The sequence below is a fragment of the Streptomyces poriticola genome (genome assembly GCF_036689765.1).
GTDB lineage: Bacteria > Actinomycetota > Actinomycetes > Streptomycetales > Streptomycetaceae > Streptomyces > Streptomyces poriticola.
Map to the genome: position 1 here is coordinate 372148 of NZ_JBAGKH010000002.1, position 24771 is coordinate 396918.

21 protein-coding genes and 1 pseudogene are annotated in these 24771 nt (G+C 74.6%); 7 read left to right on the forward strand and 15 right to left on the reverse strand.

The annotated features are described in order from the left end of the window. Positions 1-38 precede the first annotated feature (38 nt). The gene (locus V5O46_RS04345) at positions 39-590 is read right to left on the reverse strand and encodes a DUF1707 and FHA domain-containing protein (RefSeq protein WP_332883048.1); all 552 of its coding nucleotides are present in this window, start codon (positions 588-590) and stop codon (positions 39-41) included. A gap of 169 nt (positions 591-759) precedes the next feature. On the opposite strand from V5O46_RS04345, the gene treZ reads away from it, so the two are divergent. After that, the gene (treZ, locus tag V5O46_RS04350) at positions 760-2508 is read left to right on the forward strand and encodes a malto-oligosyltrehalose trehalohydrolase (protein ID WP_332883049.1); all 1749 of its coding nucleotides are present in this window, start codon (positions 760-762) and stop codon (positions 2506-2508) included. Between the two features lie 33 nt (positions 2509-2541). On the opposite strand, the gene V5O46_RS04355 is transcribed toward treZ, so the two are convergent. The 9 genes from V5O46_RS04355 to V5O46_RS04395 form a co-directional block, all read right to left on the reverse strand. Then, complete coding sequence (locus V5O46_RS04355; RefSeq protein ID WP_332883050.1) at positions 2542-3513, reverse strand: aminoglycoside phosphotransferase family protein; 972 nt, start codon at positions 3511-3513, stop codon at positions 2542-2544. A gap of 48 nt (positions 3514-3561) precedes the next feature. Continuing rightward, a complete protein-coding gene (locus tag V5O46_RS04360; RefSeq protein WP_332883051.1) occupies positions 3562-4686 on the reverse strand; it encodes an aminopeptidase P family protein in 1125 nt (374 codons plus the stop codon). 173 nt (positions 4687-4859) lie between these two features. Further along, entirely contained in the window at positions 4860-5441 is a 582-nt protein-coding gene (locus tag V5O46_RS04365; protein ID WP_332883052.1) for a PDZ domain-containing protein, read from the reverse strand. A gap of 142 nt (positions 5442-5583) precedes the next feature. Beyond that, entirely contained in the window at positions 5584-7764 is a 2181-nt protein-coding gene (cyc2, locus tag V5O46_RS04370; RefSeq protein WP_332883053.1) for a germacradienol/geosmin synthase Cyc2, read from the reverse strand. Between the two features lie 186 nt (positions 7765-7950). Further along, a complete protein-coding gene (locus V5O46_RS04375) occupies positions 7951-8598 on the reverse strand; it encodes a ScbR family autoregulator-binding transcription factor (protein ID WP_332883054.1) in 648 nt (215 codons plus the stop codon). A 102-nt stretch (positions 8599-8700) separates the two neighbouring features. Further along, complete coding sequence (locus V5O46_RS04380; protein ID WP_332883055.1) at positions 8701-9657, reverse strand: ABC transporter substrate-binding protein; 957 nt, start codon at positions 9655-9657, stop codon at positions 8701-8703. A gap of 112 nt (positions 9658-9769) precedes the next feature. Further along, the gene (locus tag V5O46_RS04385; protein ID WP_332883056.1) at positions 9770-10435 is read right to left on the reverse strand and encodes an ABC transporter permease; all 666 of its coding nucleotides are present in this window, start codon (positions 10433-10435) and stop codon (positions 9770-9772) included. Next, a complete protein-coding gene (locus V5O46_RS04390) occupies positions 10432-11133 on the reverse strand; it encodes an ABC transporter permease (RefSeq protein WP_332883057.1) in 702 nt (233 codons plus the stop codon). The genes V5O46_RS04385 and V5O46_RS04390 overlap by 4 nt, the downstream gene beginning before the upstream one ends. Beyond that, positions 11130-12254, reverse strand: coding sequence for an ABC transporter ATP-binding protein (locus V5O46_RS04395; protein ID WP_332883058.1), 1125 nt, complete (start codon positions 12252-12254; stop codon positions 11130-11132). The genes V5O46_RS04390 and V5O46_RS04395 overlap by 4 nt, the downstream gene beginning before the upstream one ends. A 789-nt stretch (positions 12255-13043) precedes the next feature. Here V5O46_RS04395 and V5O46_RS04400 point away from each other — a divergent pair. Further along, positions 13044-14030, forward strand: a complete 987-nt coding sequence (locus tag V5O46_RS04400) for an NAD-dependent epimerase/dehydratase family protein (protein ID WP_332883059.1) — start codon at positions 13044-13046, stop codon at positions 14028-14030. A 579-nt stretch (positions 14031-14609) separates the two neighbouring features. Here V5O46_RS04400 and V5O46_RS04405 read toward each other — a convergent pair. Next, on the reverse strand, positions 14610-15722 hold the full coding sequence (locus V5O46_RS04405; protein WP_332883060.1) for a sensor histidine kinase: 1113 nt from the start codon (positions 15720-15722) through the stop codon (positions 14610-14612). Positions 15723-15724: 2 nt separating this feature from the next. Next, a complete protein-coding gene (locus V5O46_RS04410) occupies positions 15725-16444 on the reverse strand; it encodes a response regulator transcription factor (protein WP_332883061.1) in 720 nt (239 codons plus the stop codon). A 111-nt stretch (positions 16445-16555) separates the two neighbouring features. Between V5O46_RS04410 and V5O46_RS04415 the strand changes: the two genes are divergently transcribed. The 3 genes and pseudogenes from V5O46_RS04415 to V5O46_RS31810 all read left to right on the forward strand — a co-directional run. Continuing rightward, positions 16556-17302 (forward strand): glycosyltransferase family 2 protein, encoded by a 747-nt coding sequence (locus V5O46_RS04415; RefSeq protein WP_408648885.1) that lies wholly within the window; start codon positions 16556-16558, stop codon positions 17300-17302. A gap of 5 nt (positions 17303-17307) precedes the next feature. Then, positions 17308-17919 (forward strand): TIGR04282 family arsenosugar biosynthesis glycosyltransferase, encoded by a 612-nt coding sequence (locus tag V5O46_RS04420; protein ID WP_408648903.1) that lies wholly within the window; start codon positions 17308-17310, stop codon positions 17917-17919. Next, a pseudogene (locus V5O46_RS31810) lies at positions 17916-19298 on the forward strand (methyltransferase domain-containing protein); the annotation flags it as partial. The gene V5O46_RS04420 and the pseudogene V5O46_RS31810, both read left to right, overlap by 4 nt. A 182-nt stretch (positions 19299-19480) precedes the next feature. On the opposite strand, the gene V5O46_RS31815 reads toward V5O46_RS31810, so the two are convergent. Both V5O46_RS31815 and V5O46_RS04430 read right to left on the reverse strand, forming a co-directional pair. Continuing rightward, the gene (locus V5O46_RS31815; protein WP_408648887.1) at positions 19481-19993 is read right to left on the reverse strand and encodes a hypothetical protein; all 513 of its coding nucleotides are present in this window, start codon (positions 19991-19993) and stop codon (positions 19481-19483) included. 28 nt (positions 19994-20021) lie between these two features. Then, the gene (locus tag V5O46_RS04430) at positions 20022-21269 is read right to left on the reverse strand and encodes a molybdopterin-dependent oxidoreductase (RefSeq protein ID WP_332883063.1); all 1248 of its coding nucleotides are present in this window, start codon (positions 21267-21269) and stop codon (positions 20022-20024) included. Between the two features lie 112 nt (positions 21270-21381). Between V5O46_RS04430 and V5O46_RS04435 the strand changes: the two genes are divergently transcribed. Next, positions 21382-22758 (forward strand): hypothetical protein, encoded by a 1377-nt coding sequence (locus V5O46_RS04435; RefSeq protein ID WP_332883064.1) that lies wholly within the window; start codon positions 21382-21384, stop codon positions 22756-22758. Positions 22759-23063: 305 nt separating this feature from the next. Further along, positions 23064-24059, forward strand: coding sequence for a lysylphosphatidylglycerol synthase transmembrane domain-containing protein (locus tag V5O46_RS04440; protein ID WP_408648888.1), 996 nt, complete (start codon positions 23064-23066; stop codon positions 24057-24059). Positions 24060-24198: 139 nt separating this feature from the next. Here the strand turns inward: V5O46_RS04440 and V5O46_RS04445 are convergent, their stop codons facing one another. Continuing rightward, entirely contained in the window at positions 24199-24741 is a 543-nt protein-coding gene (locus V5O46_RS04445) for a GNAT family N-acetyltransferase (RefSeq protein WP_332883065.1), read from the reverse strand. Positions 24742-24771 lie beyond the last annotated feature (30 nt).

A 24771-nucleotide genomic window follows, 5' to 3' on the forward strand; every position in this document is an offset into this window, starting at 1 on the left:
CCACGGCCTGTGAGGCAATAACCAGAGGTGGGTCGGGCTCAGCCCGCGGCGAGCCGGAACGCCATCCGGCCGAAGCCGATCTGGTCGCCCTCCTGGACGACGACCGCGCCGATGACCCGCCGTCCGTTCACGGTGGTGCCGTTGGTCGAGCCCAGGTCCCGCAGGATCCACAGGCCGCCCTGGCGGACCAGTTCGGCGTGCACCCGGGAGACCGTCTCGTGGTGCAGCCGCAGCCCGCACGCCGGGTCGCGGCCGATGCGCAGCGGGTACCCGGAGCCGGGATGCGGCAGCAGCAGCTTGGGCAGCCGCTCGGCCCGCCAGGCGGTGCGCAGCCGTACCCCGAAGCCGGAGACCGCCCCGACGGTGCCGAACACCAGCCGGGACATCCGGCTCTCGCGGGGCAGGTCGGCGGTGAGCGCGGCCAGTTCGTCGCGGCGGCGGGCGGCGAGCGCCAGCTCCATCCGGCGGATGAAGGTGTCGTGCGACAGCCGGCCCAGGGCGACCCCGTCCCGGAGCACCTTCAGCGCCTTGTCGCGCTCCGCGTCGGACAGCCGCGCGGGGTGTGTGGGGAACTCGAAGGACGACGTCACGCTGGTGATTGTCGGTCAGCGCGGCCGGGGTGTCCAGAAAACGGGTGCGGGGCCGTCCCGCGTGCCCGGCGGGACCCGCCGGGAATGGCGGTGTTCACCGGCGGACCGATCTCTTTTGCTGGACCATGGACGGGCTACGTCACCGTGAGCAGACGAAGGGGAACCGTCCGTGCAGTTCGAGGTGTGGGCACCCGAGGCCGACCGAGTCACGCTCCACTGCGACGGGGCCGCCGGCCCCTTGCGACGCGATCCCGAGCGGGCGGGCTGGTGGACGGGGGAGGCCGAGGCGCGGGAGGGCTCACGCTACGGGTTCGCCGTGGACGACGGGCCGGTCCGGCCAGATCCGCGCTCGCGCCGGCAGCCGGACGGCCCGGACGGCCTGAGCGCCGTCGTCGACCAGGGCCGGTACGTCTGGCGCGCCCGGTGGGCCGGGCGCCCGCTGTACGGGGCGGTGCTGTACGAGCTGCACGTGGGCACGTTCACCCGTGAGGGCACCCTGGACGCGGCGGCCGGGCGGCTGGAGCATCTGGCCGGGCTGGGCGTGACGCACGTGGAGCTGATGCCGGTGTGCCCCTTCCCCGGGCGGCACGGCTGGGGGTACGAGGGGGTGTCGCTGTGGGCGGTGCACGAGCCGTACGGCGGACCCGAGGCGCTGAAACGGTTCGTCGACCGGGCGCACGCCCTCGGCCTGGGCGTGGTCCTGGACGTGGTGCACAACCACCTCGGCCCGTCCGGCAACTGTCTGCCCGAGTTCGGACCGTACTTCACCGAGACCCACCACACGCCCTGGGGCTCGGCCGTCAACCTGGACGCGCCCGGCTCGGACGAGGTGCGGGCCTTCCTCGTCGGCAGCGCGCTGGCGTGGCTGCGCGACTACCGGATCGACGGGCTGCGCCTTGACGCCGTGCACGCCCTGGCCGACACCCGGGCGCGGCACTTCCTGGAGGAGCTGTCGGCGGCGGTGGACGAGCTGGCCGCCGAGGCCGGACGGCCGCTGTTCCTGATCGCCGAGTCCGATCTGAACGACCCGCGGATCGTCACCCCGCGCGGACAGGGCGGCCTGGGCGTGCACGCGCAGTGGAACGACGACTTCCACCACGCCCTGCACACCGCGCTGACCGGGGAGTCGCAGGGCTACTACGCCGACTTCGCGCGCGATCCCCTCGCGGCGCTCGCCAGGACGCTGACCCGGGGCTGGTTCCACGACGGCGGGTACTCCGGTTTCCGGGGCCGCAGTCACGGCCGTCCGCTGGACCGCAGCCGGGTGGCCGGGCACCGGCTGCTGGGCTACACGCAGACGCACGACCAGGTCGGCAACCGCGCCCAGGGCGACCGGCTCTCCGCGCTGGTCCCCCCGGGGCTGCTGGCCTGCGCGGCGACGCTGGTGCTCACCTCCCCGTTCACCCCGATGCTGTTCATGGGAGAGGAGTGGGCGGCTTCCACGCCGTGGCAGTTCTTCACCGACCACACCGATCCGGAGCTGGCCGAGGCGGTACGGCGGGGCAGACGGCGGGAGTTCGCTGCGCACGGCTGGCGGGAGGAGGACGTGCCCGACCCCCAGGACCCGGCCACCCGTGAGCGCTCCTGCCTGGACTGGTCCGAACCGGAACGCGAGCCCCACGCGCGCGTGCTGGCCTGGTACCGCACCCTGATCGCCCTGCGGCACGCGTGGCCCGATCTCACCGACCCCGACCTCGCCGACACCAAGGTGGCCCACGACCGCGACGGGCACCGCTGGCTCGCGCTCCGGCGCGGCGACCTGAAGGTGGCCGTCAACCTGGGCACGGAGCCGACCGGGATCCCGCTGGGCAGCCGCCCCGCGCGCGTACTGGCCGCGTGGGAGCCGGTCGAGGCGCCGGGCGCGGACGGGGTGCTGCGGGTGCCCGGTCAGACCGGGGTGGTGCTCCTCCAGGAGTGATCCGGGGTGCGCGGCGGCCCGACGCCGGGCCGCTCAGAGGAGGTCGTCGTCGCCGTCCTCGCCGTCCTCACGCAGTTCGGTCACCCGCTCCAGCAGGATCGGTTCCCAGGCGTGCCGCAGCCGGGTGCGCAGCACCGGTGCCGCGGCCCCGGCGGGCCGGCCGGCCAGCGCCTCGGCGAGTCCGGTCACGGTGTCGCAGCGGGCCAGCCACAGGCCGCGCAGGCAGGGCCGGGCGCCGTACCCGGCGAGGGTGGCGGCCCGGACCGCGGCCGGGGACCCGACGGCGGTGGCGAGCCCGGCGATGTCCTCGGCGGGGTCGCCGACCACGGCGTCGGCCCAGCCGAGGACGCCGCGCACCCGGCCGTCGGCGCTGACGACGAGGTGTTCCGCGGCGAGCCCGTGGTGGACCAGGACCGGCGCGCCGGGCTGCGCGGCGAGCTGGCCGGTGGCCGCCGGGGTGAGCTGCGCCAGCCTGGCCCGGTCGAACTCGTCGGCGGCGGCCAGGGCCCGGGCGGCGCGCTCGGCGGCCCTGCGCAGCTCCTCCAGGGAACGCGGACCGGTCCGCGGCACGCCGAGCGCCTCGGCCTGACGCAGCGGCACCTCCCGCAGACCCGTGAGCACTCCGGCCAGATCGGCCTCCCCGACGGCGGACACGTCGTGCACCTCGCCCGAGCCGCCGGGCACCTTGGCGTCGAGCGTGTAGGTTAGTCCGGGCGCCCACTCGCCGTGCGCCGCACTGGCCGGCACGGCGACGGGCAGGTGCGGGCGGACCAGGTCGCGCAGCCGCAGTTCGCGGCGCTGCCGCAGGGTGCCGTCCCGGTCCGGGGCCAGCCGCAGCACATGGCGGGTACCGACCCACCAGGTGGCGGGTACGGCACCCGCGGGCACGGCGCCCTCGGCCACGGGCCGCACATCGGGCCCCCCGGCGTCGGCCGGGCCCTCCTTGAGCAGGGATCGGACCAGTCGGCGGACGGTGTCCGCGGTCGGTGTCGGTGCCTGGGTCATGGTCGCGCCGTCTTCCGGAGGCGTGCGGGGCGGGGGCGGGGCAGCCGGTCAGTCCACGAGGACCAGCTCCCGGGTGGTGTCGTTGAGGCGCCGGCCGCCGTCCTCGGTGACGGTGACGATGTCCTCGATGCGTACCCCGAACCGCCCGGGGAGATAGACCCCGGGCTCCACGGAGAAACACATGCCGGGCACCAGGGGCTGTTCCTCGCCCTCGATCATGTAGGGCGGCTCGTGGGTGGTGACGCCGATACCGTGGCCGGTGCGGTGGATGAAGTACTCGCCGTATCCGGCGTCGGCGATGACGGCGCGGGCGGCCCGGTCGACGTCCTGGCAGGCGGCGCCGGGCCGCACCGCCCGGAATCCCGCCTCCTGCGCCTCGCGGACCAGGTCGTGCACCCGGCGCTCCTCGTCGGTGGGCTCGCCGACGTGGACGGTGCGGGAGGTGTCGGAGCCGTAGCCGTCGCGGAGGCCGCCGAAGTCGAGGACGACCATGTCGCCGCGCCGGATGACGCGGTCGCCGGCCTCGTGGTGCGGGTTGGCTCCGTTGGGACCGGAGGCGACGATGGTGAAGTCGACCTGGGAGTGCCCGAAGCCGCGCAGCAGCTCGGCCAGGCCGGCGGCGACATCGGACTCGCGGCGCCCGCCGAAGGGGGTCCTGCGGATCTCCTCGAAGGTGGCGTCGGCCGCGGCGCCCGCCGCCGCCAGCAGCTCCAGCTCGGCGGTGTCCTTGACCGCGCGCAGCATCGGCAGCGCCTCGGTGAGCGAGGCGTACGCGGTGCCGGGCAGGGCGCGCTGCAGGCCCAGCAGGTGCATGGCCCAGGCGTTGTCGCTGACGCCGAACCGCCCGGTGCCGTCGAGCAGGCCGGCGGTGGCGGCGTAGGGGTCGGTGCCGTCCCGCCAGTCGCGCAGGTCCAGGACGGGCCCGCCGGCGGCCTTCGCGGCGTCGGGGGCCTCCAGGGCGGGGACGACGAGGACGGGGTCCCGGCCCGGGGCGAGCACCAGGAGGGTGAGCCGCTCGGTGGCCGGGGGTGCGTAGCCGGTGAGCCAGACCAGGTCCGGTCCCGGAGCCACGAGCAGTCCGGCCAGCCCGGCGTCCGCCGCGGCTCCCGCTGCGCGCGTCATGCGGGCCCGGTGGTCGTCGGCGGTGAACGGGGCGGGCGCAGGGCCGGTCATCGGACCTCCGGTGCGGGTGAAGGGGCCACGGCAGCATCCTGCCCGGACCCCAGGGCCGACGCGAGCCGATCGCAGGCGTGGCGCCGTGATCGGTTCCCGGCGGGGGGATCTTCGTCCGGTCGCCGTGCGGGACGGAATGCGAGGTGGCATGCGGGGAAGCGACGGTACCGCCGTCAGGTGACGACCCCGGGGACCACTGTGAGCTGCTGGTATCCGCCGCTCTCGTGGCGCACCGTCAGCTCGACCCGCTCCCCGGGGCGGGCCCGGGCGACGGCCCGGGCCAGGTCGGCGGCGGAGTCGACACGGGCGCTGCCGAACGCCAGCAGGACGTCACCGCGGACCAGACCCGCCGAGTGGCCGGGGCCGGGCACGTGGATACCGACCACCAGGGCGCCGGGCCGCTCGTCGTCCACGGCCTCCACACCGAGCGTGGCGCGGGCGGGCGCCGGGGACGGCGGGGCGGGCGGGGCGCCGGACGGGGCGGCAAGGGCGGCGGGCGGCTTCCCGGCGCCGGGCTCCTGCGTCTGGTGCCGCAGCTCGGCCAGCTTGCTCATGCCGATCACTCCGGCGCCCACCGTCCCCAGCCCGACGCCGGTCAGGACCAGGACCGTGCCGACGAACAGTCCGGACAGCACGGTGGTGAGCCGGCGCCGGCGCCGGCGCCCGCCGTGCGTCCGCCGGGCCGGGCCGGGCGCGGTGCCCTGGGCGCGTTCCCGGCCGGGCATCGGCTTGGGACGCAGCGCGGTCTGTTCCATGGTTCGCCTCCGGCAGGAGCTCTACCCGGCGCACCGGCGGCCGACGAGCCACGAACGAGTGAGACTGACCCGGCGGCGACCGGCAGGAGTACGCGCCGGCACTCCCTGGTCGGGGTGCCGGCGCGCGGGCCGTGGGTGCGGGTCAGCCGAGTGCGGGCTGGGCCGCGCGGGGGACGGGCACGGCGGGGGCGCGGTCGGGGAGGAAGCCGTGGGTGCGGCCGGCCAGGTACTCCGCCCGGTAGCGGGGGACCTCACGGTGCCAGTTGAGGATGCCCGCCATCCAGTTCTGCAGGTCCTCGACATAGCCGCGCATCACGGCGCGGGCCTCGTCGGACAGCTGGAAGTCGTCGTAGACGACGGGGAGTTCGTGGGCGACGACATGCTCGAACTGGTGCATGCGCTGGGTCATCAGGTCGTGCACGATGTGCAGGGCGGTCGGGTAGTCGATGCCGAAGAAGTTCTGCACGACGAGGATGGCGTTGTGGATCTCCCCCTCGTACTCGATCTCCTTCTGGTACGAGAACACGTCGTTGAGGAGGCAGGCGTAGTCGATCGCCGCGTTCTCCAGGGAGCGGACGGGTCCGCTGCGGTAGACCTCGGGCGGGACGGCGGGGCCGTGGCCGGCGCGGCACAGGCCGAGGGTGAGGTCGGAGCCGAAGGTGGCGCGGCGCATCTCCAGGTAGTCGACGGGGTCGGGGACGCGGTTCTGGAGCTGGTTGGACACCTCCCACACCCAGGACTCGGTCATCGCGTCCACGGCCGTCTTCAGCGGGCGCCGCTCCTCCGGCGTCATGTCCGCGGTGGTGCGGGCCCACAGGTCGATCAGGGAACGCTCCATGGCGTTGGCCGGCGGCGGCACCGGCTCGCCGTTCAGCGGCATGCACGCCGTCAGCCGGGCGGTGGTCAGCCGGGCGGCGGCGAGATCTCGGCGGTGGCCGTAGACGAGCGGGTAGTAGTCGTCGCCGTAGGTGCCGAAGGCCAGCCAGTCGGAGGCCAGGTCGAGCTGCTCCTGGGTGGCGTCCGGGTCCAGTCCGGCCGCGCACAGGGCCAGGTCGCAGCTCTCGAGCTTGTCCTGGTCCCACACGCCCTCGCTGAGGATGCCCATCTGTGCCGCCCACCGGGACAGATGCCTGCGGGAGCCGTCGAGGGCGGGGCTCAGCTCGAGCGGGAACGGCATGTAGATCTCGGGGATCCGGGCCGGGCCGACCTTCTGGAACGGCACATGCGTGTAGGCGCGCAGCCGCTCCGCACCGGCGGAGGCGAGCAGCGCGCCGATGTCGGCGGCGGACGTGCCGGGGCCGGACGGGAACTGCCAGGGGGCGACGGGACGGGCCCGTTCGTTCATGTACCGGCTGGAGCGCATGTGCCATTCGTGGCCACCGGACTGCCAGTCCTGCAGCCCCTTCGCATAGGCGCCGACGGCGGCGGCCTCGGCGGGGGTGAGCCCCTTCTCCACGGCGAGGGCGGGGACTTCGGTGAACGCGGTGTGCTCGAACTGGTGCAGTCGGGAGGTGAGGACGTCGTTGACGGTCTCGGCGGCCTGCTGGGTGGTGCAGCCGAAGAAGGTCTCCAGCACCAGGACGCCGTTGCTGAGTTCGCCCTCGTCCTGGACCTCGCGCTGGTAGGAGAACAGGTCGTTGCGCAGGTGGACGGCGTCGGAGAAGGTCTCCATCAGCACCCGCAGCGGCCTGGCCCCGGCGACGGCGGTGGGCACTTCGGCGGTGGCGTACTCGACGAGTCCGGCCGACCAGGGGGCGCCGCCCACCTTGCGGCGCATCTCGATGTACTCGACGGGGTTGGCGATCCGCCCCTCGTTGATGTTGGACAGCTCCCACAGGGACTCGTTGAGCAGGTGCTCGGTGGCGACGGCGAAGCGGTGGCGCCATTCGGCCGTCATCGCCGGGACGGTGCGCGCCCACAGGTCGGCGAGGCCGGCCTCCACCGGGTTCTCCGGCTCGGGGACCTCGGCGGTGAGGTCGAGCGGCATGAACAGGGACAGCCGGTCCAGGTGGGCCTTGCCCGCGTCACGGTCCTGGGTACGCTTGTACTTCTCCAGGAAGTGGTCGTCGAAGAAGAAGACCCACACGTACCAGTCGGTGATCAGGGACAGGGCGGGCCCGTCGCAGTCGGGGTGGGTATAGGCGCAGAGCAGGCCGTAGTCGTGCGCTTCCAGGTCGGCCTGCTCCCAGACTCCGGAGCCCTCCAGCATGCCCATGTCGCGCGCCCACACCGTCGAGTGGGCCCGGGCCTCGTCGAGATGGGGATTGAGCCGCGCGGGGTACGGCATGTAGAAGTGGGGGAGTTCGAAGGGCTGCTGCGTCATGGCCGGGGCCCTACCCAAGGCCCCGAGCCGGCATCCGCGGGGCGGCACATGATCACACCATCGCGTGAATCAGCGGGAATTCGTCCGCCCGCGGCGCCGCCCGCTTCCGCCCTGATGGTCCGCCCGTCCGCCCGTCCGCCCGGCTGTCGGTCAACCGGTCTGCCGGTCTGCCGGCGCCCGCGGGTGTCAGGTCCTGCCCACCTCCCGTTCCAGCCGGGCGGCAAGGGTGACGTAGCGGGCGCGGCGGGTCACCGGGACCAGGGCCCGGATCATCAGGCGCCACATCTCGGCGACCCTGCGGGGCCGGCGGGAGGCGGGGTCCAGGGTGCGGCCGACGACGTCGCTGCCGACGAAGGAGGCGACCAGGGCGTGTGCGACGGCGTCGACGTCGACGTCCGGGTGCACGTCGGCGGCCTCGACGGCGCCGGCGAGCCGGGTGGAGGCGAGCTCCATCCACTCCGTGTACGGATGCCGCAGCGGGGGCCGCACCTGGTGGCCCTCGGTGGCGAGCCGCAGTCCGGCGCGGAGTATCGGCCCCTCGACGGAGAGCCGGGCGATGCCGAACGTCAGCCGCATCAGCGACTCCAGCGAGGAGTAGCCCCTGCTGTCCAGCTCCGCCGCCAGCCGGCGGGAAGTTCTGGACTGCAGCTCCATGATGGCGTGGGCGAGGTCGTCCTTCGCCGCGAAGTGGAAGTAGAGGGCGCCCTTCGTGACGCGCGCGTGCGCCACGATGTCGCTCAGGCTGGTCGATTCGTAGCCGTGACGGTCGAACAGGTCGGCGGCGGCCCTGATGATCGTCGCGCGCGTCTGCTCGGCGCGTAGCTGCCTCGCCATTGGCGGAACACTCCTGCGCTGGAAGGAACAGGGCAGGCCCCCCGTCTCACCCCCCCGGCAGCCCCGCCTTCACGATATCTCACCTGGCCCCGGGCTCGTGCGTCAGTCCAGCCCCACCGACTTCAGCCAGGCCTTGGCCACGTCCAGCGGGTCCTTCTTGTCCAACTGGACCTGGGCGTCCAGGTCCATCAGCGTCTCGGTGTCGAGCGCGGCGGACACGGCGTCGAGCGCGTCGGCGCCCTCCTGGGAGAGGTCGCCCTCACGGACCAGCGGCTGCACGTTCTGGAAGCCGAAGAGGTTCTCCGGGTCCCTCAGGACGACGAACTTCTCCCGGGTGATGGTCGGGTCCGTGGTGAAGATGTCGGCCGCCTGGACGGTGTTGTCCTTCAGCGCGGTCTGGGTCAGCGGGCCGCCCGCGTCCAGCGCCTTGAAGGATTTGAACTCCACGCCGTAGACGGACTTCAGGCCCGCCAGGCCCTGGTGCCGGGTCTGGAACTCCGGGGAGCCGCCGATGACCAGCTCGTCCGCGATGTCCTCCAGGTCGGCTATCGAGGACTCGGCGGTGAGCCCGTACTTCTTCGCGGTTTCGGCGTTGACGCTGATCGAGTCCTTGTTCTGCGCGGCGGAGGGCTGAAGCAGCGTCAGCTTTCCGTCCAGCTTCTTCTCGATCGCGGCCGTGGTCTCCTCGACGGTGGCGGGGGTGGCCTCGGAGTCGAGGTAGGCGAGCAGGGCGCCGTTGTACTCCGGGAGCACGGTGACGGAGCCGTTCTTCATCAGGCCGTAGGTGGTCTCACGGCTGCCGATGTTGTGCTTGTAGGCGACCTTGAGACCCTTGGCCCGCAGGGCCTCGCCGTAGATGTCCGCGAGCAGGGTGCTCTCGGCGAAGTTGTTGGATCCGACGACGACGGTGCCGGCCCCGGCCTTCTCCCCGGCGAGCGGGTTGTCGGAGGTGTCGCCGGACGAGCAGCCCGCGAGCAGGGCCGCGGCGGCGGTGAGCGCGACGGCCGCCGCGCCGGTGTGCCTCGTCCTGGACCTGCTGCTCTGCGCCGTTGAAGTCATTCGTCGATCCAATCCAGCCGCTTGTCGGTCAGTCAACAACGGCCTGGTTACGTTTTCCTGCCGGACAGGACCGGCCGGCACCGGACAGGAGCGGCGGCCGGACCGGGTGTGGTCAGCGTCTGCGCACGCCCGGGGACACGGCCAGCCGGCCAGCCGCCCAGAACGCCGCCAGGGTGGCCAGCGCCAGGGCGGCGACCAGGGTGGCGCCGCCGACCACCTTCTCGTAGTCCCGCTGGTACAGGCCGTCGATGATGTACCGGCCGATGCCGCCGAGGCTGACGTAGGCGGCGATGGTGGCCGTGGAGACGATCTGGATGGCCGCCGAGCGCAGCCCGCTCAGGATCAGCGGCAGGGCGACGGGCATCTCCACCTGGAACAGGATGCGCGTCTCGGTCATGCCCATGCCCCGGGCGGCGTCGACCGGGGAGGGGTCGACCGAGCGCACCGCCTCGTAGGTGGTGACCAGGATCGGCGGCACGGCGAGCACCACCAGCGGGATCATCACGGGCAGCAGGCCGATGCCGAGCAGCACGGCCATCAGGACCAGCAGGCCGAAGCTGGGCAGGGCGCGGGCGGCGGTGGCGACGAACGCCAGCGCGTTGCCGCCGCGCCCGGTGTGGCCGGTCAGCAGCCCGGCGGGCAGGCCGATCGCGGCGGCGAGGGCGAGGGCGAGCAGCGAGTACTGGACGTGTTCCAGGATCCGGTGCGGGATGCCGTCGTAGCCCTGCCAGTGGGCGGCGTCGCCGAAGAAGGCGGCGACGAAGTTCAGTACGTTCACCGGCTCAGGTCCTCCGGTTCGGGCAGCGCCTGCCCCTCGGGCCGCGCGCGCCTGTAGGTGCCGCGCGGCATCCACGGGGTCAGCAGGATGCGGGCGCCCACCAGCAGGGCGTCGCAGAGGATCGCCAGCACCGCGGTGGTGACCACCGAGTTGACCGCCAGTTCGGGCCGGTCGTACTTCTGCGCGGCGGCGAGCAGGTTGCCCAGGGCGCCCTGGTTGCCGATCAGGGCGCCGACGCTGACCAGGGAGATGCTGGACACGGTGGCCACCCGCAGGCCGGCGATGATCGCGGGCGCGGCGATCGGCAACTGCACCTGGGCGTAGCGGCGTACCGGTCCGAAGCCCATGGCCGTGGCCGCGGCCAGGGTCTCCTCGGGCACCGAGCGGACGCCGTCGACGATCGCCGGCACCAGCACCACCAGGCTGTACACGGCCAGCGGGATCATCACGGTCAGCTCGGTCTGGCCGGTGTAGTCGATCAGTACGACGAAGAACGCCAACGACGGGATGGCGTACAGCACGGTGGTCACCCCGAGCACGGGCGGGTACAGCCAGCGCAGCCGCACGCACAGCTGCGCCAGCGGCAGTGCGAGCAGCAGCCCGGCCAGCACCGGGAGCAGCGCCTCGCGCAGGTGCAGTCCGATCAGCCCGAGCCAGGTGTTCTGCAGATCACTGGGGATGTCGAAGTAGCCGCTCATCCGGCGACCTTCGCGTCCGGGCGGTCCCCGGTGTGGGCGGTGCGGATGGCCTCGCCGATGGCGGCCTGCGAGACCACGCCGGTGACCCGGCCGTCGGCGTCCACCGCGACGGCCCAGCCGGTGGGCGACAGCACGGCGCAGTCCAGGGCGGCGCGCAGTGAGTCGGTGCCGGGCGTGAACGGGCGCCCGTAGGGCAGCAGCCGCTCGGTGCGGATGTCGCCGGCGGTGAGGTGCCGGGGCTCGCTCCAGCCGAGCGGCCTGCCGTCCGGGTCGGTGACCAGCAGGTGGGGGACGGCGTCGGCGGCGGCGATGCGTTCGGCGGTGGCGTCGGCCGGGACCACCGGACCGGTCGTCGGCTCCAGGGCGGCGGACGGGAAGAAGGACAGTCGGCGGATGCCGCGGTCGGCGCCCAGGAAGTCCTCGACGAAGGCGTCGGCGGGGTCGGAGAGCAGTTCGGCGGGCGGCGCGCACTGGGCGAGCCGGCCGCCCTCGCGCAGCACGGCGACCATGGTGCCGATCTTGACTGCCTCGTCGATGTCGTGGGTGACGAAGACGATGGTCTTGCCCAGTTCCTCCTGCAGGCGCAGCAGTTCGTCCTGCAGGCCCTTGCGGACCACGGGGTCGACGGCCGAGAACGGCTCGTCCATGAGCAGCACCGGCGGGTCCGCGGCAAGTGCCCGGGCGACGCCGACCCGCTGCTGCTGACCGCCGGAGAGCTGGTACGGGTACCGCTTGCCGAGGGCGGTGTCCAGGCCGACGCGCTCCATCAGTTCGGCCGCCCGGGCGCGCGCCTTGTGCTTGCCCCAGCCGAGCATGCGGGGCACGGTGGCGATGTTGTCGATGATCGTCCGGTGCTGGAACAGCCCGGCGTTCTGGATCACGTATCCCATGGACCGGCGCAGGGCGGTGACCGGCTGCTGCTGGATGTCCGCGCCGTCCAGGAGGATGGTGCCCTCGCTGGGCTCGACCATCCGGTTGATCATCCGCAGGGTCGTGGTCTTGCCGCAGCCCGAGGGTCCGACGAGGACCGTGATCGAGCGGTCGGGCATCTCCAGCGACAGCCGGTCGACCGCCACGGTGCCGTCCGGGTACCGCTTGGTGACTGATTCCATCCGTATCAAGGCGCCGAATACCCTCCGGGTGGGCGGACATCTGTGTACGTACCGGTCGTACTGGCCAGGTGCGTACGGGCAGTTTGCCGGGAGAGTCTAGACGCCGGGTCCTGCGGCACCGACGTCCAGGCGGCCGGCGGAGGCCTGGCGGGAGGACTGGCGGTGCGCAGCACGCGGCGCTCGGTGTCCGCCGTGCCCGCCGTGCCCGCCGTGTCCGCGGCGCCCACGCGTCCCGGCGGACACCGAGCAGCCCTCGCGGGCGGCGACCCGGGCGACGCCCTCCGGACCGGGCGCGAAGGCGGCTGTGGCCACCGGGCCCGCCGCGGTGAGGGGCGGCCAGGGGTGGCGCGGCCAGGAATGGGGCGACGACGGTGACGCCGACACCGACCTGGCCGCCGGACGCCCGGTACGCCCGTCACCGACGTGGTCGCCACGCTCGGGGTGCCGTGCCCTCGCCCACCACGGTCCACCGGCGGCGACCACGTAGCCGCCCTGTCGAGGCAGAACCGCCGTGCCCCGGCCGCACGCCGCAGTCCGGCCGCGCGCCGCACCGACCGGCCCTTCACCACCGCGCACAGGTGCGGTCCACGGCCTGGTGCTCCTCGCACGGGCCGGGCGCCCCGACGCGGCTCGGCGTGCAGGTGGTCGCGTTCGGGCCGGCGGAGGCCCGTTCCCCGGTGCGGACGCACGGCGCGGTGCGGACGCCCGTGCGGGTTCCGTCGCCGGGTCTCTTACGGAGCGGTGACGTCCCGGGCGCGGCCCGCCGCCCGGAGGGCCTCCCGGTTCTAGCGTGAGCGCATGCGCGTACTGGTCACCGGCGGTGCCGGGTTCATCGGGTCCCATGTCGTCGAGGCGCTGCGGGCGCGCGGCCACGAGGCCGTGGTGTACGACGTCCGCGCCGACCCGGCGGCGGATGTGCGGGACCCGGCCGCGGTGCGCCGTGCGCTGGCCGGTGTGGACGCGGTGAGCCACCAGGCGGCGATGGTCGGCCTGGGCACCGGCTTCGCGGACGCGGCGGAGTACGTCTCCCGCAACGACCTGGGCACGGCGGTACTGCTGACCGCCATGGCGGAGACGGGGGTGCGGCACCTGGTGCTGGCCGGGTCGATGGTGGTGTACGGGGAGGGCCGGTACGCCTGCGCCCGGCACGGCGCGGTACGGCCGGGGCCGCGCGCGGTCGCTGAACTGGCGGCGGGGCGCTTCGAACCGGCGTGCCCGGTGTGCGGGGCGGATCTGTCGCCGGAGCTGGTGTCCGAGGACGCGCCGGCCGATCCGCGGAACGTCTATGCGACGACCAAACTGACCCAGGAGCATCTGACGGCGGCCTGGGCCCGCGCGACCGGTTCCTCGGCGGTGTCCCTGCGCTATCACAACGTGTACGGCCCGCGGATGCCCCGCGACACCCCGTACGCGGGCGTCGCCTCCTTCTTCCGCTCAGCGCTGGCCCGGGGCGAGGCGCCGCGGGTGTTCGAGGACGGGCGGCAGCGGCGGGACTTCGTCCACGTACGGGATGTCGCGGCGGCCAACGCGGCGGCCCTGGAGGCGGATCCGGCGGCGGGGGCGCTGACGGCGTACAACACCGGCAGCGGTGAGCCGCACACCGTCGGCGAGATGGCACGGGCGCTCGCCGCCGCCCACGGCGGGCCCGAGCCGGTGGTGACCGGCGAGTACCGGCTCGGCGACGTACGGCACATCACCGCCGACTCGGCCCGGCTGCGCGAGGAGTTGGGCTGGCGGCCGGAGGTGGGCTTCGCGCAGGGCATGGCGGAGTTCGCACGCTCGTGAGCGGCGGCGCGGGAGGGGCGGCCGGAGGACGCGCCCGGCCCGGCGAGCGCCGTACGACGCGCGCCGGTGGCGGGAGCACCGTCCGGGGGGACGGCGGGCGGCCCGCTCCTCGGGGGACGGCGGGCGGCCCGCTCCTCACCGCCAGGAGCAACGGCCGGCCACCCCGCGCACACCCCGCCCGGCAACCCCCGCCGCCCGCCACCGGACCAGCAGGCACCACCGCCGGCCACCCGGCACCGGCCCCGCAGAAGCACCCACGCCCCACACCCGACCGGCACCAGCGGCGGCCCACGCCTTCGTCCCCGACCGCCAGAAGCGGCAGCCATCGACCCGGCGCGCGTCCGGCCGGACAGCACCCGGCCGCCCGGTACCCGATCTGCAGGCACCACCGCCGGCCACCCGGCACCGGCCCCGCCGGAGGACCCACCACCGGTGCACGTCCGCCCCGGGGACGGCGGGGCTCGCCCGGCACTCGCCCCGGGGGGTTCCCGGCGGTCGCCGAGCCGGGCCCCGGGCCGGCGGTGGGGGCGGTGGGCCCGGAGACCGGGGGGCGCGCCGGTGCGCTGCCGTGGGCCGGGATCAGCCGCGGGCGGTGGGCAGGGTGACCTCGAAGCGGCAGCCGCCGGAGACGTTGCGCACGGAGGCGCTGCCCCGGTGGGCCTCGACGATGCCGCGGACGATGGCCAGGCCCAGCCCGGCGCCGGCGGGAGGGGTGCGGGCGTGGGTGCCGCGCCAGCCGGTGTCGAACACACGGGGCAGGTCCTCGTCGGGGATGCCGCCGCAACCGTCGGTGACGGACAGCACCACACCGTCGGCGGACTGCTCGGCGGCGATGGCGACCGTGCCGTCCGCGGGTGTCCGCCGGATGGCGTTGACCAGCAGATTGCCCAGCACCCGGCTCATCTCCTTGCCGTCCACCTCCACCGGCACCGCGTCCACCCCGTCCCCGACCAGCCGTACGCCCAGTTCGCGCGCGAGCGGGTCGGCGCCCGCGAGGGCGTCGCCGACCAGGTCGTACAGGGACATCCGGGTCAGCGAGAGGCTGAGGGTGCCGGCGTGGATGCGGGAGAGTTCGAACAGGTCGCCGACCATGTCGTTGAGGCGCTCCACCTCGGTGCGGATCTGCTTCAGATACCGGTCCGGGTCGGCGGCGACCCCGTCCTCCAGTGCCTCGGCCATGGCGCGCAGCCCGGCCAGCGGGGTGCGCAGGTCGTGCGAGATCCAGGCGACGAGTTCGCGCCGGGAGGTCTCCAGGGCGCGTTCCCGGTCGCGGGACTCGGCGAGCCGGGCGCTGGTCGCCTCCAGCTCGCGGCTGAGCGCGGCGAGCTCGGCGGTGGCGGGGCCGTCCGGGGCGGCGAAGTCGCCGCCGTCGCCGAAGGAACGGGCGGCCAGTGTCAGGGCGCGGCTGCGGGCGACGACCCAGCGGCCCAGCAGCAGGGCGGTGACCAGGGAGACGACGGCGGCCATGGCGACCACGGTGGTGACCACGGTGAGGTCGTGCGGGGACAGGAACATCGCCTGGGCGACCGCGAGGGTGCCGGCCAGCATCGCGGTGACGGCGACGGCGGCGACCACGGTGAGGTGCGCGGTCAGCGAGCGCCGCCTGATCAGCAGCAGCACTCCGGCGCCGAGCAGCCCGGCAGCTGCTGCGCCGAGGAAGGCGAACAGGGCGATGAGCAGGGTGTCGCGCACGGTCACTCCCCGTCGTGGGAGGGCTCGAAGCGGTAGCCCACGCCCCACACCGTCTGGATGAGGCGGGGCCGGGCCGGGTCGTCCTCGACCTTGCCGCGCAGCCGGCGGACATGGACGGTGACGGTGGACAGGTCGCCGAAGTCCCAGCCCCACACCTCGCGCATCAGCTCCTCGCGGCTGAATGCCCGGCCGGGGTGCCGCAGGAAGAAGGCGAGCAGGTCGAACTCGCGGATGGTGAGGGCCAGTTCGGTGCCGTTCTTGGTGGCGCGGCGGGCCGCGGTGTCGAGCCGGAGCCCGGCCGCACGCAGAGTGGGTGCGGCGGCGCCGGGCGGGCGGGTGCGGCGCAGCACGGACTCGACGCGCAGCACCAGCTCCCGGGGGCTGAAGGGCTTGGTGACGTAATCGTCCGCACCGACCTCCAGGCCGAGGATGCGGTCGTCCTCGTCGCCGCGGGCGGTGAGCATGATCACCGGCACGGGTCCGGCGCCGCGCATCCGGCGGCAGACCTCCAGCCCGTCCATGCCGGGCAGCATCAGGTCCAGGACGACGAGGTCGGGCCGGTTGGCGGCGGCCCGGGCCAGGGCGGCGGGCCCGTCGCCGGCCCGGTCCACGACGTATCCGGCCCGGTCCAGATAGCCGGTGACGATCTCGGCGACGGTGGGGTCGTCGTCGACGACGAGGACCCGTGCGCCGGCCTGCGGCGGCGACTGCTGCTGCTCCATGCCGCAAGCCTCGCACCACGCGCGCGGTTGTGGCGCGGCCGGGGCGGGACGTCCGTGTTTCGTAAGGAGCCGATGACTGAAATGTCCGTTTCATGTTCGTAGGGTGAGACCGTGACCACCTCTTCCCCCGAACCCTCCGGACCCACCAGAGCCGGCCGGCTCCCCGGTGCACCGTCCGTGGACGTCGTACTCCCCTGTCTCGACGAGGCCGAGGCGCTGCCCTGGGTGCTGGAGCGCATTCCGGACGGCTGGCGGGCCGTCGTCGTGGACAACGGCTCCACGGACGGCTCGGCGGAGCTGGCCCGCTCGCTCGGTGCGACGGTGGTGCGCGAGGAGCGGCGCGGCTTCGGCGCCGCCTGCCACGCGGGGCTGACCGCCGCCACGGCCGACATCGTCTGCTTCTGCGACTGCGACGCCTCGCTGGACCCGGCCGACCTGGTGCCCTTCGTCCGCGAGGTGGACTCGGGCACCGCCGACCTGGTGCTCGGCCGGCGCCGGCCCACGGCCAGGGGAGCATGGCCCGCGCATGCGCGGGCCGGCAACCTGGTGCTGGCCCGCATGCTGCGCCGCCGCACCGGGTTCCGGCTGCACGACCTCGGCCCGCTGCGCGCCGCCCGGCGCGAGGCGCTGCTCGCCCTGGAGCTGACCGACCGGCGCAGCGGCTACCCGCTGCAGATGGTGGTGCGCGCCGCTGACGCGGGCTGGCGCGTCGCCGAGCACGAGGTGCCGTATCTGCCGCGGGCCGGGACCTCCAAGGTGACCGGGACCTGGCGCGGGACCTGGCACGCGGTGCGGGACATGCGCCGGGTGCTGGCCGAGCCGCCCGCCGCGGCGGTACGGGAAGGGGCCGGCCAGTGAGCCCGGTGCGGCCGACGCTCCTCGTGATCGCCAAGGAGCCGCTACCGGGCCGGGTGAAGACCCGGCTGACGCCGCCGTTCACGCCCGAGGAGGCAGCCGCGCTGGCGGAGGCGGCGCTCGCCGACACGCTGGCCGCCGTCGCCGGCGCGCCGGCGCGGCGCCGGGTGCTGGTCCTGGAGGGGACGCCAGGTCCCTGGCTGCCGCCGGGCTTCGACGTCGTACCGCAGTGCCCGGGTGGCCTGGACGAGCGGCTGGCCGCGGCCTTCGCCGGGTGTGACGGCCCGGCGCTGCTCATCGGCATGGACACCCCGCAGGTCACACCCGAGCTGCTGACCGTGGACTTCACGGACTGCGACGCGTACTTCGGGCCGGCCGAGGACGGCGGCTTCTGGGCCCTGGGGCTGGCCGAGCCGGACCCCGCGCGGGTGCGAGGGGTGCCGATGTCGGTCCCGCACACCGGCGCCGTGCAGCGGGCCCGTCTCGCGGGCCTGCGCGTCCGCGACCTGCCCCGGCTGCGGGACGTGGACACGGCGGCCGATGCCCGCCTGGTCGCCGCGCAGACCCCCGACGGCCGCTTCGCCGGTCGCCTGGCCGGCATCACGGCGGTGCGCCGATGAGCGGCCCGGGGGACCGGACGACGGCCTGGATACGGCAGACGGCGGGCCCTCGTGTCCAGGACGCCCGGTCCGGGCGACCGCAGTCGGCAACCCGTCCCCCGGAGTCCCGGTCCGGGCCCAGGGACGGGACCGAACGACTCCGGCAGTCCGGGTCCGGGTCCGGGACCGGGGCCCAGGACCCGAACCCGAACCCGAACCCGAACCGGGACCGGGACCGGGACCGGACAGCACACCGCCGGCAACCCCGGACCGGGGGCGGGGACGAGACCGCACGGCTCCAGGAGCCCCGGACCGATACCCGGAACCCGGCACCGGGCTCTCCGGGACCGGAGGAGCGGTCGGAGACGCGGCATCCGGCGCTGCACGCACCGGGCGGCGCGGCAGAGCCCGGCGACCGGACACCGGGGAGCCCGGCAGAGCCCGGAGAGCGGGCACCAGGGGCCACGGCAGCGCGCGGTTCGCAAGCGCCAGGGAACGCGACGGGCTTCGGCGAGCGGGTCCAAGGAACCACTGAAGGGCCCGGCGAGCAGCCCCAGGGAGGCGCGGCAGTGTTCGGCGAGCGGGCACCGGGGACCACGGTGGGGCCCGGCGAGCGAGCGCCGGGAACCACTGCAGCGCTCGGTCCCCGAGCCCCGGAGTCCGCGGCCGGACTCGGCGAGCACGCCTCAGGAACCACAGCAGCGCTCGCTCCGGGGGCATCGGGAAGCGCGGCGGACTTCGGTCCGCAGCCGCCAGGAAGCGCGGCCGACTTCGGTGATCAGGCACCACGGACCACCGCAGCGCTCGGTTCGCGGGCGCCCGTGAGCGCCACAGAACTCGGCGAGCAGGCGTCAGGACCCGCACCCGGACTCGGCGAGCGGGCACCCGAGACCGCACCCGGACCCGGCGAGCGGGCATCAGGAAGCTCGGCAGGGCTCGGCCGGTGGGCGCCGGAGTTCGGGTGGCCCGGGAAACTGCGGCCGGTCGGCGTGGAGCGTGCCTGGGCCGCCGGGCCCTACGACCGGGCCGTGCGCGCCGGGCGCGGTCCGCTGTTCCTGCGCCGGACGGACGGCTGGCTGCTGCCGCTGGACGTGGAGCGCTGGTGCGCGGACGCCGACCCGGCCGACCTGACGGTGCTGCGGCGCTGCGAAGGATCCGTGCTGGACGTCGGCTGCGGGCCGGGACGGCTGGTGGCGGCCCTGTGCACACGGGGTCGGCGGGCGCTCGGCATCGATGTGAGCGAGGAGGCGGTGGCCCGCACCGTACGGCTCGGCGGCCGGGCCCTGCGGCGCTCGGTGTTCGAGCGGCTGCCCGGTGAGGGGACGTGGGACACCGCGCTGCTGATGGACGGCAACGTGGGCATCGGCGGCGACCCGGACGCCCTGTTCGCCCGGATGGCACTGCTGCTGACCTCCGGCGGGCTCCTGATCGCCGAGACGGTCCCGCAGCGGGACGTGGACGAGCGGGTGCTGGTGCATGTCACCGACGCGCACGGCACGGTCGGCAGCCCGTTCCCGTGGGCGCGGCTGGGCACCCCCGCCCTGCTGCGGTACGCGGACCGCGCAGGCTGGCTGGCGGAGGGTCAGTGGTCCGCCGGGGGGCGCTGTTTCGTCGCCCTGCGCAGCCGCAGCACCAGCAGCAGCGCCGAGCCGCCGAACAGCGCGGCGCTGACCAGCAGCCAGCGGGCCAGGAACCCGTCGGTGGACAGTCCCGCGGCTCCCTCGTAGCGCTCCGCCACCCGCCCGCTGATCAGCGGGAACCACACCAGGAGCAGCAGCCCCGACAGCACCGCCGGGACCCGGACGTACGCGACCAGGTCCCGGCGTCGCCCCGCGCCCCGCACCAGGGCCCGGTCGGCCGCGCCGTACAGCGGAACCAGTACCAGGTCGTGCACCAGGGCAGCGCCCACGAACCACAGCAGCACTCCGAACCAGTCCCCGGCGAGCAGCCGCACGCCCGCATAGCCGGCGAGGGCGAAGGAACAGGCGAGCAGAAGCAGTTGCAGGGGGCTGCCCAGGACGAACCCCGGCCGCCCGGCCGGCCACCGGGGAGCGGGCAGTCGCAGCGCGGGTCGGCGCAGCACGGGTCGGCGCATCACAGGTCTCCGCATCGCAGGTCGCGCATCACAGGTCTCCGAACTCCATCCGGGTCACCCACTTGGTGTTCAGCACACCGGGCGCCGCCGGCACGATGGTCCGTGCCGGGTAGCCGTGGTCCAGCGTCAGATCCTCGCCGTTGACGGCCAGGGCGAGCAGCGAGCGCGGGTCGGCGACCTGGTTGGCGCGCAGCGCCGCCCGCCGGAACGCGCCACGGCGCTGCAGCGACTCCACGAACACATCGGGCGGGTCCTCCTCGTACCCGACCAGCGCCGCGAGATCGCGCAGCCGTACGCCCCGCCACCACTGGTCCCCGGTCGACCAGCCCTCCACACAGGCGATGGGCAGCGCCGCGCTGTGCTGCGGCAGTTCCATCAGCCGGGCGCGGCTGAGGCGGACGGTCCCGGCGGGGCCGGTGACGACCAGCCGCCAGGCGTCCGCGGTCGTCTCGCCGCGGTCGATCCCGGCATACGCGGCGGTCTTGTTGATCTGGAAGCCGCCGGGTCCGCCGCCCGGATCGGTCCAGCCGTGCGGGGCGAGCAGCGCGGTGCGCCGCAGCGGACCGTCGAAGCTGCGCCCCACGGTGGTGCCGAACAGCAGCAGCGAGGCGCCCCCGACCAGCCCGAACGCGCCGCGCCTGGAGACGGTGGGCGGGTCGGGCTCGGGGGCGACCAGGTCGGTGCGCTCCTCGGGCCGCTCCCGCTCCTCCCCCGCCCGCATCCGGCGCAGATTGCGCAGCGCCGTCGGGGTCTTCAGCACGGCGTGGGCCACGAAGGCGGCGAAGAACACCCAGGCGCCGTAGAAGTGCAGGGGGTAGAAGGAGCCGGGGAAGACGTAGTCGAGCTGGATGTTGAGGATCCCCGTCGTGAACTGGAACAGCGCGCCGCCGACCAGGAGGACGAGCGACAGCCGCTCCAGGGCGTGGGCGAGCGAGCGGGCCGGCGGAAGGGTGAACAGCCGTGGCACCACCGACCACAGCTTGGCCAGCAGCACCGGGACGAGCGTGACGCCGAGCGTCACATGGACGCCCTGGGTGAGCCGGTACAGCCAGGACGGATTCGTCGGCCAGGAGAACAGGTAGAAGCCGAGGAGGCCCTTGTCCGGCGTCTGGTCGTTCACCGGCGACAGGTCGGGGTTGTAGGCCGCGTACGACAGCAGACCCGTGACGAAGAGCAGAGTGATCCCGCCGAGCAGAACCACTCCGAGGACCCCCGTGAACCGGGGGCCGCGCAGCGGGCTGCGCCAGAAGGCGGGCGAGAAGGGAGACCGTGCCATGTACCGACGGTAGGCGGGCGACGGCCCGGTTCGGGGCAGCGAACGATGACGAAACGCTGACGTCCGTGCACGTCGGGGCCCCGTGCGGGTTCCCGCGCCCTAGCGTGCCGGTGTGAACCGCGCACTCCTCCGTGACCTGTACGCCGTAGCCGGCGCCGCCCTGCTCGTACTGGCCGCCGTGCTGATCGGCAGTGCCGTCCAGCGCCGGGACGGCACCCTCCGTGTCGACGCGCCGCCGCTGGTGGGCCACTGGATCCCGCATGTCGGCCCCGGCACCCCGGCGGCACTCGCCGTCGCGGTCGCGGTGGTGGCGTACGGCCCGGTGCTCGCGGCCCGGCTGCGCTGGCGTCCGCTGCTGCTGGCGACCTGGGTGGTGGGACAGGCCTGGACCTGGTCGCTGGCGCTGATCGACGGCTGGGAGCGGGGCGTCGTCGGGCGGCTCACCACCCGGCACGAGTACCTCCAGGTCATCGACCGGTTCGCGGACATCCCGGCCGCGCTTGCCGGCTTCACCGGGCACATCCTGCTTCAGTCGCCGGACAACTGGCCCGCGCATGTCGCCGGGCATCCTCCGGCGGCCACCCTCACCTTCGTGCTGCTGGACCGGGTCGGGCTGGGCGGTGGGGGCTGGGCGGGCGCGTTCTGCATCACCGTGGGTACGACGGCCGCAGCGGCGATCCTGGTCACCGTCCGCACCCTCGCCGACGAGAGCCTCGCCCGCCGGGCCGCCCCGTTCCTGGTGCTGGCCCCGGCGGCGGTGTGGGTGGGCGCGTCGGCCGACGGGTACTTCGCGGCGGTCACCGCGTGGGCGGTCGCGTTCCTGGCGCTGGCGGTGACCGGCCACCGGCCCCGCTGGACGGGACTGGCCTCGGGACTGCTGTTCGGCCTGACGCTGTATCTGTCGTACGGCCTGACGCTGTTCGCGGTGATCGCCGCGGCCGTGCTGTTCCTGGGCCGGGAGCGGCTGCGCCCGCTGCCCTGGCTGCTGGCCGGGTTCGCGGTACTGCCGGTGGTGTTCACGTCGCTCGGCTTCGACTGGTGGGAGGCGTACCGCACCCTGGTCACCCGCTACTACCAGGGGGCGGGCGGCATCCGCCCGTACCAGTACTGGGTGTGGGCCAATCTGGCCTGCACGGTGCTGGTGGTGGGGCCGGCGACGGTCGCCGGGCTGCGCCGGTGCGCCGTGCGGCTGGGCCGGCTGCGGTGGCGCCCCGGCCCGCCCACCGGACGGCCCGGCCGGGCCATGGGGCCGTTCGGACCTCCGCGGATCCCCGACCAGCGGCTCGCCCTGCTGATCGCCGCCGCGTTCCTCGCGCTGCTGATCGCCGACCTGTCCGGTATGAGCAAGGCGGAGACGGAGCGGATCTGGCTGCCGTTCGCGGTCTGGCTGCTGGCGGCCTGCGCGTGGCTGCCCGGGCCGCGGGCCTGGCTCACCGCCCAGGCCGTGCCGGCGCTGCTGGTCAACCACCTGGTGGTCACCGGCTGGTGAGCCGTCGGTGGCCGGTGCGGTGGCCGGTGCGCTGACCGGTGCGGTGGCCGGTGCGCTGACCGGTGCGGGGACCGATGTGCTGAGCGGTGCGGTGGCCCGGCGGCCGCTCGGAACCCCGGCGGCCACGTGCTCCCGGTGCCGGGCGGCGGAGTCCCGGCGACGTCGTCGTCACCCGGCCCGCGCTGCGTCGGCTGCCGGACACCATGACGTCACGCCGGGCGGGAAGGTTACCACTGACCCCTGACGCGCCTGGTATCCGTCCGCCCCGGTCCCCGGGGGCGCGACGCGGAAGGACGACGTGCCCCGTGTCCCTGCTGCCGCTCGACGCCGCCTCTCCGCCGCTCTCCGCCCGCCTCCGGTCCCCCATCGCGGGGCGGCTCGCCCGGCATGCGCTCAGCCTGCTGCCGCTGCTGCTGATCGCCGTCTGGGCGGCGGTCGACTGGCGTTCCGTGCGCGACGGAGCCGCCCGGCTCGCCGCCGCCGACCCGTGGTGGCTGCTGGCCGGGCTGTTCTTCACCTGCCTGGGCTGGGTGGTGGCCGCCTGCATCCGGCAGGGCGCTCTGCCGGAACGGCTGCCCCCGGGCCTGCTGCTGGCCTCGCAGTTCGCCGCGGGTGCCGCGAACCATGTGCTTCCGGCGAGCATCGGCGCCCACGCCGTGACCGTGCGCTTCCTGCAGGGCCAGGGCGTGCCGCTGCCCCGGGCCACCGCCTCGATCGCGCTCTACTCCCTGGTGAAACCGCTGGCGAAGATGCCGGTGCTGCTCTTCTTCCTGCTGGCCTTCCCGGGCGTGCTGGCGATCGGTGACCTGGTGCCGGACCGGCGCACCCTGCTGGTGGCCGTCACGTGCGTACTGCTGCTCCCTGCCCTCGCGGCCCTGGCCATGGCGTTGATCCGCCCGCTGCGCCGGCCCGCCCGGGAGTTGCTGCGCACCGCGCTGACCGACGTACGGGCCGTGCACGCCCGCCCCGGCCGGGTGCTCGCCCTGTGGGGCGGGTCGGCCGTCGCCCCGGTGTTCCAGGCGAGCGTGCTCTACTCGGTCGGCGCCGCGCTCGGACTGCCGCTGACCTGGACCCAGGTGGTGTTCGCCTTCCTGGCCGCCGGTGCGGCGGTGGGCGCGGTGCCCGCCCCCGGCGGCATCGGTCCGGTCGACGCGGCCGTGGTGTTCGCGATGGCCGCCTACGGCGCCCCGCTGCACCTGGCCACGGCCGCCGTCATCGGCTACCGCGTGCTCACGGTGTGGGTGCCCCTGCTGCCGGGGGCCCTGGTGCTGTCGGCGCTGGTACAGCGGAAGGTCCTGTGAGCACGGGTACCCCCGTGCACCTCGACTGTGCCCACTGCGTCTTCTCGCGGTCGCGGCAGGCGGGCGACCGGACATGTGCCCCCGCCGGGCCCCTGCTCGAGGGGCCGCCGCCCTCGACGGGTCGGACGGCCACGGGGACCTAGACCGTCGAGCCCTGCCTCCAGTCCTGGACGAGGAGCCCGAGCAGCACCTCGTCCAGGAACTCGCCCATGACCCAGGCCGAGGAGCGCAGCACGCCCTCGCGGACGAAGCCGTTGCGCTCGGCGGAGCGCAGCATCGCGGCGTTGTCCGCCAGCGTCTCGATCTGCAGCCGCTGCAGGCCGCGCACGACGAAACCGTAGTGACACAGCACCGCGACCACATCGGTGCCGTAGCCCTTGCCGCGGGTGGACGGCAGCAGGCCGAGGCCGATGTGCGCGGACCGGTTGTGGTTGTCGATGCCCCACAGCGTCGCGGTGCCGATCAGCGAGCCGCCGTCCAGCTCCACCACGGAGAACTGGACGCTTCCCTGTTCCTTGTCGTCCACCACGAGCCGCGGATCCTTCGAGCCGGGCGTGATCGGCCGCCACGGCCCGCCCTCGGCCCGCGATGCGTTGACCACGTCGTCGTAGAGCTCGGTCCGCAGGACCGGGATGTCGTCCTCGTGCCGGGCCCTGAGCCCGACCTTGCCGCCTCTGAGCATGCAAGCTTCCTATCCGGCCGGGCGGGCCGG